Source organism: Blautia sp. DFI.3.45 (assembly GCF_020593505.1).
Lineage (GTDB): Bacteria > Bacillota > Clostridia > Lachnospirales > Lachnospiraceae > Blautia_A > Blautia_A wexlerae.
Window position 1 is genome coordinate 90247 of sequence record NZ_JAJDMI010000006.1, and the last position, 12302, is coordinate 102548.

Consider the following 12302-nt stretch of genomic DNA (forward strand, 5'->3'; position numbering starts at 1 on the left):
ATGCCTAAGGAAATATTTGAAGTAGTAAGAGAAAGATTTCATTTATCAGACAGGACACAGTATATTGTGCAGGGACACTGGCCGAAAGATGCGGTGATGGAGGCATATCTGGATCAGCACAAACTGAAGGTGTCTGTGAAAGAAAATGAAAATGTAAGTGCACTGGAACGTTTTAAAGATCCGGAGAAAATGCAGGGAATACAGATTACGGCAACTGTTCAGATACCGGAAAATCTGGAGGGGTATCATAAGCTTGTGATCTATGAGAAGTTTTCGGATAAAAAACATGTCTGGTTTTCCATCACTGCCGGTGAACTGGATAAAAAAAGAGATAAACCGCAGGTATATTTTGAAGAAGAGAGTGCAGAACAGGGAACTGTACGGATCAGAGGGTGGGCCATTGCACCGAAGCCTGTGACTGTCCGTATCTTTGATGCGGATAAAAAGCCGGTTGCCGCTGAAATCCAGAGAACAGACAGGGTGGATGTCAACCAGCTGTTTGAAGAAGCACAGGATCCGGGAAAGACAGGATTCTTCTCTGAGATCACCAACGTTTCGGGAAAATGCCTGTATGTAGTGTTTTATGCAGGCGAGAAGAAAACTGTACATGTGGTTCCTCTGAGAAAAGCTGATATTCTGGCAAAGAAATTAGACAAATATGTAGAAAAAGGAATCCGCTACTGGAAATCTCAGGGTGCGGCGGCTCTTGCTGAGAAGGTAGTGACAAAGGTTAAAAATGTACGTCAGGGACCGCCATCCTATCAGAAATGGATCAGACATCATCTGCCGGACAGGAACGAACTGGAGAAACAGAAGAAAACATCCTTTGGATACAGACCCAAGATTTCTTTTGTAGTACCGCTGTATAAGACACCGGAGAAATATCTCAGAAGACTGACAGAATCATTTCAGGAACAGACTTATTCAAACTGGGAACTTTGTTTCTCTGACGGAAGCGGCGCACAGTCACCACTGACGGAATTGTTAAAAGAACTGACAGCGAAGGATAACAGAATTAAATACGTTTCTCATGAGGAGTCGCTTCAGATTTCAGAGAATACCAACAGTGCCATTGAAATTGCAACAGGTGATTTCATTGCCTTTGCAGACCATGATGATGAGCTGACGCCGAATGCATTATTTGAATGTGTGAAAGCAATAAATGAGAAACCGCAGACACTGGTGATCTACACAGATGAAGATAAGATGTCTATGGATGGACATAAATTCTTTCAGCCGCATTTTAAACCGGACTATAATCCGGATTTGCTGTGTACGGTCAATTATATCTGCCATCTGTTTGTGGTATCACGAAAAGTAATTGAAAAAGTTGGCGGGCTGCGAAGTGAGTTTGACGGTGCACAGGATTATGATTTTGTGTTACGCTGTGTGGAAGCAGTAAAGGATGAAGAAATCTGTCATATTCCAAAAATCCTGTATCACTGGCGTTGCCATGAGGACTCCACAGCAGAGAATCCCGAGAGCAAGCTTTATGCCTTTGAAGCCGGAAGACGTGCAGTACAGGCTCACTATGAGAGAACAGGAATCCACGCAGAGGTTTTTAAGGGTGAATATCTGGGGCTGTACAGAACGAAGTTTATCAGAGATCATGATCCGCTGATTTCTATTATTATTCCGAATAAAGACCATATTGATGATCTGAAGAGATGTATGGAATCCATTGAACAGAAATCTACGTACAAAAATTATGAGTACATTATTGTAGAGAATAACAGTACAGATTCTGCTACTTTTGAATATTACAAAAAACTGGAGGCAGAGAATCCGAAGGTTCGCATGGTATACTGGGACGGAGTCTTTAACTATTCTGCCATTAATAATTATGGTGCATCTTTTGCAAAGGGTGAGTATCTGCTTCTGCTTAACAATGATACAGAGATCATTAATCCGGACTGTCTGGAAGAACTCCTGGGTTATTGCATGCGTAAAGATGTAGGCGCAGTGGGTGCAAGACTTTATTATGAGGATGATACGATCCAGCATGCAGGTGTTGTGATCGGTTTTGGCGGAATTGCAGGACACTGTTTTGTCCAGCAGAAGAGAGGTACCACCGGATATTGTCACAGAATTATCTGTGCACAGGATTACAGTGCGGTTACAGCTGCCTGCATGATGGTGAAGAAATCTGCATTTGATGCAGTGGGAGGACTTTCAGAGGAACTGGCTGTTGCATTTAATGATATTGATTTCTGCATGAAGCTGAGAAAGGCGGAATATCTGATCGTGTATAATCCATATGCGGAATTATACCATTATGAATCCAAATCCAGAGGCCTTGAGGATACTCCGGAAAAAGTGGCACGATTTAACAAAGAAATTGCCACCTTTGAGAAAAAATGGCCGGAGATCCTGGAGAACGGAGATCCTTATTATAACCCCAATCTCACTCTGAAGAGCCAGGACTTTTCTCTGAAAAGAATCTGAAGATGAAATTGCTATAAAATGAATGTGAAAGAAGATATGTTAAAGAAAAAGAAAGAGATCAATGAAAAAACAGAAATTTTCATTTTTGTATTTCTGGCGTTTATCCTGCTGACAACCTGGGCGATGACACAGCCTTTTAATTCAGGGCCGGATGAACAGATGAGATATTATGTTGCAGATTACATTTATAAACATCATGGAGCTCTTCCGGGGGGAGATGATCCGGCTGTCAGGAATAAAGTGTGGGGAATTTCCTATGCATATTATCCGGTTGTATCTTATATGGTGTCTGCATTATTTATGAGAATATCCCGGCTTTTTGCAGATCCGGGATACTCCATGTTCAAAATTGCACGTATGGCAGATGTACTGTTTGTCACAGGTGCAGTGTATTTTGTTGTAAAAGCTTCGGGCAAACTGTTTCCGAAAGAAAAATATTCCAGAGAAGTTAGATGGCTGTTTGCAGCACTGGCAGGATTTATGCCGCAGGCAATCTTTGTGGGAACTTATGTGAATACAGACTCACTGGCACTGCTGGCAGCAGCCATGATTCTGTATGCATGGGCCTCTTATCTGAGAGAAGACTGGACATGGAAAAACTGTATACTCCTTGCAGTGGGAATGGCCGTATGTGCATTGTCTTATTATAATGCATACGGTTGGATACTCTGCAGTTTTTTCTTCTTCTGTTTTACGGTATTACTCTGCAGAGAAGAAGCTTTTTCACAGAGAGTTCGTTTCCTTTTCAGCAGAGGAGCAGTGATCGCAGCAGTTACTTTAGTTCTCTGCGGCTGGTGGTTCATCCGTAACGCAGTTTTGTATAACGGAGATTTCCTGGGAAGGAAATCCTGTGCGGAATGTGCGGAAAAATATGCTCAGAAGGATTACAGACCTTCACTGTATCCGACGCCTGCAAAGCTGGGATGGAACTGGAAAGATATTATCCTTTATCAGGATCCCGGCTGGTATCATAACTGGATTCTGACAGTGTGTGTAAGTTTCATCGGTACTTTTGGACAGATGGAAATTTATATGCCATATACGGTCAGCAAACTGTATATGCTGTTCTTTGCTGTTGGAATCATCAGTGTATTTTTTGTAAAAGAGACATTTGATCTGAGAAAAAAAATGTATGTTGCACAGCGGAAAGCAGTTGGAAATGACAGATGGAAGATCAAAACAAAGGTGATATCCCGAGAGTGGAATAAAGAAGGTATTTTCCATTTGATGATGGTATTTCTGATTATGATTCCGGTATTTCTGTTTCTGTATTATGTTTATTACAGTGATAATCAGCCACAGGGAAGATATCTTATGCCTGCGTTATATCCTCTGATGTACTTTGTTACGCTGGGCTGGAATAATATTCTGACAAAAACAGTGAAAAATGAAAAGGTGCGGAGTTTGATATACAGAGTACTGACTGTACTGCTGGTGATTTCGCCATTTGCCTGCTGGGCATTTTTAATCTTGCCTTAAAAGAAATAAAGGGACTGCCGCATGAAAAGCTCTTGCGGAAGTCCCTTAAATTTATCTATTTTATCTATCAAAGAAATGGTTACTGTCTGGTATTCAGAAGTAGACTTCAGGATTTGATCACTTTGATCATCAGGAACAGGAAAAACAGCAGGAATGCTGCCCCGATCGCCCCGATGATATAATAAGGAGCAGTTGTATGGGAAGCAGAATATGCCTGTGCTGCCTCCATATTCTTCTGACCGGTTACTGCGGCATCATTTGTCTGCTGCTCTGCGTCTTCCAGAATCGCAGTTCCTACAGGAGTTCCTCCAAAGTAATACTGGCGTGTGATCTGTCCGTCAGAAGAAGTATCTTCTGTGGTCAGATTATCTTCTGTGGCACCGTTTGGTGCAATGACTGTACCACCGGAAAGACGGTTAAAATCATCGTCTGCGATGGTAAGGGGTGCAAAATTGTCAAAACCATAATTGAGAAGCGCGATCGCTTCATCATCGGTAACACCGGATGCGCCATTTAATACAATGCATACCAGCTTCATGTTATTTTTGGAAGCTTCACATACCAGGGTACTTCCGGAAGCTTCTGTGTACCCTTCCTTACCGCCGATACAGGGTTTATAATAACCGTCGCTGGTGCTGTTTATCATGGTAAAATTGTTTGTAAGTACACGTTCACCGCCGGAAACATTTGTTGCCGGAAGTGTATAGGAAGTAGTTGCTGCAATAGTGCGGAAAGTGTCATTTGCCATAGCTGCTTCCATGATCAGAGCCATATCATGGGCGGTGATATGCTGGTTCTCATCAGGAAGACCGGTAGGATTGGTAAAGACAGTATTGGTGCAGCCAAGTTCCTGTGCCCGGGTATTCATTATCTGTACAAAAGCATCCACAGAACCTCCCACATGTTCAGCTACCTGCAGTGCGATATCATTGGCAGAGGCAACCATGATGGCATATAAACATTGTTCCATGGTGAAAACCTCATCTAACTGTGAGGAAATATTGGCTCCTCCGTCAGTAACACCGGAAACACCGGTTGCAGTCATGGTTACCTGTTCATCCAGACTGCTGTTCTCAAGAGCAACCAGGCAGGTCATGATCTTGACTGCGCTTGCAGGGTAAAGGGGCTGATCTGCATTTTTGGAATACAGGACTGTGTTAGTGGAAGTTTCCATTACAATTGCTGCGGCAGACGAAATATCGGAAGCCTGGGGCCATCCGTCGATACCGTTGGTGACTACGACAGACGGATCTGCTGTCTGTGCGGCGGCGTCTGTATTCTGAGCTGTTTCTTCAGCAGCAGATACCGGAAACTGTGAAAACATGGTGACAGCACCAAGTCCCAGAGCCAGCAGGGCTGCAGTGATTCTTTTTTTCTTTATCATCATGGTATATAATACTCCTGTACATAAAAATGTTGAAAAGTAACTGTTCATTGTATGTGAACAGTTACATAAAAACGATAACATAAAAACAATAACAGTATAACACATTTCTCTCCTTTCTTGCAAAAAATATCATACAATGTTAAAATAAAAAATCATAGTAAAAATCGAGGTTATCATATGAGTAAAAAACCATCTGCAGGAGGAAAAATCCAGTGGACGAAAATGTTCAGGAAGCTTTCCCCCTATACGATCCGGAAAGGGTTCCGCTACATGAAGCATTATGGACTAAAGGAATTCTGGATCAGGCTGCATGAACGTTTTGAACCGGAAGAAGTACCATATGGTCCATGGTACCGGGCTTACATTCCGACGGAGGAAACACTGGAAACACAGAGGAAACAGAAATTTGATTATTCACCGCTGATCAGCATTGCAGTTCCGGCTTATCAGACACCTGTAGAATTTTTGAGACAGATGATAGAATCACTGATCGTTCAGACTTATTCAAACTGGGAGCTGTGTATCGTAAATGCAAGTCCTGACAATGAGGAGATGCAGAAAGTACTGGCAGAATATTCAGCCGGAGATTCCCGGGTAAGATTCTGCAATCTCAAAGAGAACCTTGGCATTGCAGAGAACACAAACCGCGCGTTTGCAATGACAAAAGGTGAATTTGTGGGGCTTCTTGACCATGATGACCTGCTGGCACCCAATGCATTATATGAGATCGTGAAAATACTGCAGGATCATCCGCAGGCAGATGCGCTTTATACAGACGAGGATAAGGTTACAACAGAACTGGACGAGCATTTTCAGCCACATCTGAAACCGGATTTTAATCTGGATCTCCTGCGTTCCAATAATTATATCTGCCACTTTTTTGTAGTGCGAAAGAGTATTGTAGAAAAGGCCGGAGGTTTCCGAAAAGAATTCGACGGAGCTCAGGATTACGATTTTATCTTCCGCTGTACGGAGAATGCCGGAGAGGTTTTACATGTTCCGGAAATCCTGTATCACTGGAGAACACACAAAGCCTCCACTGCAGATAATCCTGCCAGTAAAATGTACGCATTTGAAGCCGGCAAGAGAGCAATAGAAGCTCATCTTGAGAGAACAGGTACAGAAGGCGAGGTAAGCCATACACAGGATCTGGGCTTTTACCGGGTGAAATATCCGGTGCAGGGAAAACCTCTGGTGTCTGTTATCATACCAAACAAAGACGAGAAAGAGACTCTTCAGACCTGTCTGGAAATGCTGGAGAAGAATACCGGTTATCAGAATTTTGAAATCATAATCGTGGAGAATAACAGTACCACTGATGAGATTTTCCGATATTATAAAGAGCTTTCCGGAAACCGGAAGATCCATCTTTTGAGATGGGGAAAAGAATTTAATTATTCTGCCATCAATAACTTTGCTGCGGCACATGCAAAGGGAGAATATCTGCTTTTCCTGAATAATGATGTAAAATCCATCAATCCGGACTGGCTGGAAGAAATGCTTGGAGTGTGTCAGCGTCCGGAAGTGGGCGGTGTCGGAGCAAAGCTCATTTATCCGGATAATACAATCCAGCATGCAGGATGTGTGATCGGAATGGGCGGTATTGCGGGGCATATGTTCGTAGATATGCCTGCGGACCATACCGGCTATCTGCATAAGGCATCCCTTCTTCAGGATATGAGTGCAGTGACTGCCGCCTGTCTGTTGATGAAGAAAGAGGTTTTTGAGCAGGCAGGAGGATTTACAGAAGAACTGGCTGTGGCATTTAATGATGTGGATCTTTGCCTGAAAGTAAGAAAAAACGGCTATCTGATCGTATATGATCCCTATGCGAAGCTTTATCATATGGAATCAAAGACCAGAGGAGCTGAAGACAGCAAGGAGAAAGTGCGCCGTTTTCAGACGGAGATTGAATATATGCGATGTCACTGGATAGACATTCTCAAAAACGGAGATCCCTGTTATAACAAAAACCTGTCTCTTACCAAATGGAATTATTCTCTGAAGCCAATCCCGGGAATGGAGACAGAAGCAGGACAGAAAAAAGAGAAGACAGGGAGGAAATCATGCAGGAAGTATCAGTGATCATTCCGAATTTTAATGGGATGGCTTATCTGGATGGCGTACTTGCAGGTCTGGAGTGTCAGACTGTAAGCAATTTTGATGTAATTCTTGTGGATAATGGATCCAATGACGGAAGCTGCGCTTTTGTTGCTGCAAGGTATCCATGGGTCCATCTGATCGAACTGCCGGAGAATTTCGGATTCTGTAAAGCGGTCAATGAAGGGATCAGAGCATCACGTTCACCTTATGTACTGCTTTTAAACAATGATATTGAAGTAACGGAGAATTTTATAGAAGAAATGCTGTCAGCCATCAAAAGGCATCCCAAAGCTTTCTCCTGTGCTGCCAGAATGATTCAGTTTCATGACAGGGACAGGCTGGATGATGCAGGAAACTATTACTGCGCGCTTGGATGGGCTTATGCAAGAGGTAAGGGGAAAAATATCCATACCTATGAAAAGGAAGAGAAGATTTTTGCTTCCTGTGCAGGAGCTGCTATTTACAGAAAGAAGATCTTTGATGAGCTGGGATATTTTGACGAAGAACATTTTGCATATCTGGAGGACATGGACGTGGGATACCGGGCCAGGATCTACGGATATGAAAACTGGTATGCACCTGATGCCATGGTATACCATGTGGGAAGCGGTACCAGCGGATCCAGATATAATCAGTTCAAGATCCGGTATTCTTCCAGAAATAATATTTATCTGATATACAAAAATATGCCGGTGTTACAGATTATTATCAATCTTCCGTTTCTTGTTGCAGGATTTGGAATCAAAATTCTGTTTTTTACGCTGAAAGGATTCGGAAGAGAGTATATTGCGGGAATTAAGAATGGATTCCAGATCAGCAAAAAAAATCATAAAATACCTTTTAAATTTCAAAATCTGTCAAACTATTTTGGGATTCAAGTTGAATTGTGGGTGAATATCTTCAGGCGTTTGTGCGGATGATAAGAAAGAAAGATAAATTTTTATTGCTTTTATAAAACAACTATTATAATATAGAAACGATAAAAAAATGAGGTGACAAAAGATTGCTAAAGGACAATGAAAAGAATTTCAGTCGTCTCCATATGATCATTGATGCAATTGTACTGGTACTGTCATATTTTCTGGCATGGCTGATCCGTTTTGTTGGTCCTATGGCAGCAACAGCAGTCAGAACCAGAAGCTTTCAGCAGTATATGCTGATGCTGGTTTTTATTGTACCGGTTTATCTGTTGTTGTATCAGGCTTTCACATTGTATACTCCCATGCGGATGCAGGGGCGTCGGCTTGTATTGGCTAATATTGTAAAGGCCAACTCGCTTGGGCTCCTTATTCTGATGTTTACATTTTACATGATAGATGAGAGCGATTTTTCCCGTTCTACTTATATTATGTTTTATGTAATCAATATTGTGCTTCAGTGGTGTGCCCGAATGTTGATTTTCGCTCTTCTGAGAGATATGAGAGAGAGGGGACTGAATCAGAAACAGATGATCTGTGTGGGATACAGCCGCGCAGCAGAGGAATACATTGACAGAGTTCTTGCCAATCCTCAGTGGGGATATGTGATCCGCGGAATACTGGATGACAATGTTCCGGCAGGAACAGAGTACAAGGGAATCAAAGTTCTTGGAAGGATTGCCAATCTGAATATAATACTTCCGGAGAACCGGCTGGATGAAATAGCGATCACTCTGGGCTTAAGTGAATATTACCGCCTGGAAGAGATTGTAGCACTGTGTGAAAAATCTGGAGTACACACCAAGTTTATCCCGGATTATAATAAGATCATTCCGACAAAACCATACACAGAAGATATACTGGGACTTCCGGTTATCAATATCCGTTATGTACCGTTGAACAATACATTCAATGCACTGGTCAAGCGGGCGATGGACATTGCAGGGTCTATTGTTGGAATCATAGTAACCTCACCGCTGATGCTGTTAATGTGTGCTATCATTAAGCTGACATCACCGGGACCACTGATCTATAAACAGGAGAGGGTTGGACTTCATAACCAGACTTTTCGGATGTATAAGTTCCGTTCCATGGAAGTACAGCCGGAATCGGAAGAGAAGAAGGCATGGACAGTAAAGAATGACCCAAGAGTAACACCCATCGGAAAGTTTATGCGTCACACCAGTATTGATGAACTGCCACAGCTTTTCAACATACTGAAGGGTAACATGAGCCTTGTGGGACCACGACCGGAGCGGCCGTTTTTTGTAGAGAAATTCAGAGAAGAAATCCCGAGATATATGGTGAAACATCAGGTTCGCCCGGGACTTACCGGCTGGGCTCAGGTGAATGGTTACCGCGGAGACACATCCATAAGAAAAAGAATCGAATATGACCTTTATTACATTGAAAACTGGAGCATAGGGCTGGATATCAAGATTATATTCCTTACATTTTTCAAGGGATTTATAAACAAAAATGCATATTAAGATAAGGGGAAAAAGTCATGGCTAAACCAGGAAAAAAGAAAAAAGTACTGTTTGTGCTTGAGATCATTGTACTGCTGCTGTTTATTGGCGGGCTGTATGTGTATGGACAGATTTCTTCCAGGCTGGATAAGATCGAGCAGCCGGAACTGAAAAAGGAAAAAATAGTCGTAAACCAGGAAGCACCAAAGATGACAGGATACAAGACCTATGTGCTGTTTGGTATTGATACCAGAGGGGAAGGCTCCCAGTATTCTGCACAGAACAGTGATACCATGATCATTGTGAGTGTAAACAACGATACAAAAGAAGTGCGTATGGTTTCCGTATACAGAGATACACTTCTCAATGTTGGAGATGATACCTATACGAAGGCAAATGCAGCCTATGCGCTGGGTGGTCCGGAACAGGCGATCACCATGTTAAATACAAACCTGGATCTGGATATTTCCGATTATGCGACGGCTGATTTTTCCGCACTTGTAGAAGTGATAGATGATCTTGGCGGTCTTGATATTCCGTTATCTTATGCGGAAATTGAACATATGAATAACTATTGCGTGGAAACATCCAAGCTGACAGGAAAAGACTACACTCCGCTCGAGAAACCGGAGCCAAAGCCGGAAGATCAGGAAGCAATTGTAGGAACTTATCATCTGAACGGCGTACAGGCGACATCCTATTGCCGTATCCGTTATACTGCAAGTCTGGATATGGGACGTACAGAGCGTCAGAGACGAGTACTTGGAATGCTCTTTGATAAGGCGAAGATAGCAGGTCTTTCTTCTATCTTTAAGATTATGGATGATGTATTCCCGATGGTTACAACATCTCTTTCAAAGCAGGATATTCTGGGACTTATTCCGACTCTGATCGGATATAAATTTACAGACAGTACGGGATTCCCGCAGAAGTTTAAATTCTCCAATATCAAGGGAAGTATTATTGTTCCTACTGATCTTGAGAACAATGTAGTTGAACTTCACAAGTTCCTGTATGATGATCAGGATTATACTCCGTCTTCTGAGGTAGTGGCCCGCAGTAATAAGATACTTGAGATCGTCGGCGGAGAAAGTAAGCTGGATGATGCAGCCAAGACTACGACACAGGACACTGATACCACAAATGCAAATGACACTTTTGTATGGTCCGGCGATAATACCTCCGGCAGTACGGATAACAGCGGCGATTATGATTATGACAATGATTATGATAACGGTGGTTATGATGGAGGTTATGATAATGGCGGCGGAGATTATGGCGGCGGTGGCGATTATGATAACAGTGGTGATGACGGCAGTTATGATAATGGCGGCGATGACACCGGCAGTGACACTGGTGGTGGAGACTACGACGGCGGCGATGACACCGGTGGAGATGAGACCGGCGGCGACGATGGATTCAGCGATGATTCTGGAGCAAGTTCTGAAGAACAGTAAGAGGGAACTGCTATAAAAATATAAATAATAGAAAAGAGGACCATCTGTTGGAAAGGATGGTCCTCTTTTCAGATAAGGAGTGTTGAGGATGACGCATAAGGAAAAATATAATGACACTGCGACAGTTGATGTAATCATTCCTGCCTATCGTCCCGGCAGAGAATTTGGAGAACTGCTGCACAGGCTGGAAGAACAGGAATACCGTCCTCGCAGGATTCTGGTTATGAATACGGGAGAGCAGTACTGGAACAGAGAATGGGAGAAATGTCCGATCCTTGAGGTTCATCACCTGGAACAGAAGGATTTTGATCATGGCGGAACCAGAAGAAGGGCAGCAGAACTTTCGAATGCAGATATTATGATCTTTATGACACAGGATGCTCTCCCTGCTGACAGAAAAGTAATTGGAAATCTTGTCTGTGCTGTCAGTGAAAATCCGGGTGCAGGAGCAGCCTATGCAAGACAATTGCCTAAGGCAGACTGTCGCTTTCTGGAACGTTATACCCGTTCTTTTAATTATCCGGAGCAGTCCTCGGTAAAGTCGCTGGCTGATATTGATAAGTACGGGATCAAGACCTATTTCTGTTCTAATGTGTGTGCGGCCTATGATAAAGGGATTTATCTGAAAACAGGCGGTTTTACAGAGCGGGCGATTTTCAATGAAGATATGATCTGTGCCGGAACAATGATTCAGAAAGGCTATTCAGTTGTCTATGCGGCAGATGCGAGAGTGTATCATTCCCATAATTATTCCGGAAGGCAGCAGTTTCACAGAAACTTCGATCTGGGAGTATCCCAGGCAGAGCATCCGGAAATTTTTGAAGGAGTACCTTCTGAGGGGGAGGGAATCCGTCTGGTAAAAAGAAGCCTGGGCTATCTGATAAGGACGGGACACTTCTGGCTGATTCCTCAGCTGATCTGGCAGAGCGGAATGAAATATGCAGGATATTTTCTGGGGAAAAGATACAGAAAACTTCCCCGGAAAGTTGTTCTTGCATGTACCATGAGTCCATATTACTGGAACAGAAAATAAAGGTAAGAGGAT

8 protein-coding genes are annotated in these 12302 nt (G+C 42.9%); 7 read left to right on the forward strand and 1 reads right to left on the reverse strand.

Features of this window, described 5'->3' with window-relative positions; genetic code table 11:
• Entirely contained in the window at positions 1-2445 is a 2445-nt protein-coding gene (locus LJE09_RS03760) for a glycosyltransferase family 2 protein (protein WP_055199723.1), read from the forward strand.
• Between the two features lie 18 nt (positions 2446-2463).
• On the forward strand, positions 2464-3924 hold the full coding sequence (locus tag LJE09_RS03765; RefSeq protein WP_227310973.1) for an ArnT family glycosyltransferase: 1461 nt from the start codon (positions 2464-2466) through the stop codon (positions 3922-3924).
• Positions 3925-4030: 106 nt separating this feature from the next.
• Here the strand turns inward: LJE09_RS03765 and LJE09_RS03770 are convergent, their stop codons facing one another.
• Positions 4031-5311 (reverse strand): D-alanyl-D-alanine carboxypeptidase family protein, encoded by a 1281-nt coding sequence (locus LJE09_RS03770; RefSeq protein ID WP_227310975.1) that lies wholly within the window; start codon positions 5309-5311, stop codon positions 4031-4033.
• Between the two features lie 177 nt (positions 5312-5488).
• Here LJE09_RS03770 and LJE09_RS03775 point away from each other — a divergent pair, with 177 nt between their 5' ends.
• The 5 genes from LJE09_RS03775 (at position 5489) to LJE09_RS03795 (ending at position 12290) form a co-directional block, all read left to right on the forward strand.
• A complete protein-coding gene (locus LJE09_RS03775; protein WP_055199724.1) occupies positions 5489-7396 on the forward strand; it encodes a glycosyltransferase family 2 protein in 1908 nt (635 codons plus the stop codon).
• Positions 7378-8334 carry a glycosyltransferase family 2 protein gene (locus LJE09_RS03780; RefSeq protein WP_055199725.1) on the forward strand — a complete coding sequence of 319 codons (957 nt, stop codon included), beginning with the start codon at positions 7378-7380 and terminating at the stop codon, positions 8332-8334. The genes LJE09_RS03775 and LJE09_RS03780 overlap by 19 nt, the downstream gene beginning before the upstream one ends.
• Before the next feature lie 83 nt (positions 8335-8417).
• The gene (locus tag LJE09_RS03785; RefSeq protein ID WP_119243291.1) at positions 8418-9821 is read left to right on the forward strand and encodes an undecaprenyl-phosphate glucose phosphotransferase; all 1404 of its coding nucleotides are present in this window, start codon (positions 8418-8420) and stop codon (positions 9819-9821) included.
• A 17-nt stretch (positions 9822-9838) separates the two neighbouring features.
• Positions 9839-11257: an LCP family protein gene (locus LJE09_RS03790; protein ID WP_119243290.1), complete on the forward strand. Its 1419-nt coding sequence runs from the start codon at positions 9839-9841 to the stop codon at positions 11255-11257.
• 88 nt (positions 11258-11345) lie between these two features.
• On the forward strand, positions 11346-12290 hold the full coding sequence (locus tag LJE09_RS03795) for a glycosyltransferase family 2 protein (protein WP_227310977.1): 945 nt from the start codon (positions 11346-11348) through the stop codon (positions 12288-12290).
• Positions 12291-12302 lie beyond the last annotated feature (12 nt).

Bases quoted from the DNA above. Each gene is read 5' to 3' on its own strand.
- LJE09_RS03760 (WP_055199723.1), top strand. From the start codon at position 1: ATGCCTAAGGAAATATTTGAAGTAGTAAGAGAAAGATTTCATTTATCA.
- LJE09_RS03765 (WP_227310973.1), top strand. From the start codon at position 2,464: ATGAATGTGAAAGAAGATATGTTAAAGAAAAAGAAAGAGATCAATGAA.
- LJE09_RS03770 (WP_227310975.1), bottom strand. From the start codon at position 5,311: ATGATGATAAAGAAAAAAAGAATCACTGCAGCCCTGCTGGCTCTGGGA.
- LJE09_RS03775 (WP_055199724.1), top strand. From the start codon at position 5,489: ATGAGTAAAAAACCATCTGCAGGAGGAAAAATCCAGTGGACGAAAATG.
- LJE09_RS03780 (WP_055199725.1), top strand. From the start codon at position 7,378: ATGCAGGAAGTATCAGTGATCATTCCGAATTTTAATGGGATGGCTTAT.
- LJE09_RS03790 (WP_119243290.1), top strand. From the start codon at position 9,839: ATGGCTAAACCAGGAAAAAAGAAAAAAGTACTGTTTGTGCTTGAGATC.
- LJE09_RS03795 (WP_227310977.1), top strand. From the start codon at position 11,346: ATGACGCATAAGGAAAAATATAATGACACTGCGACAGTTGATGTAATC.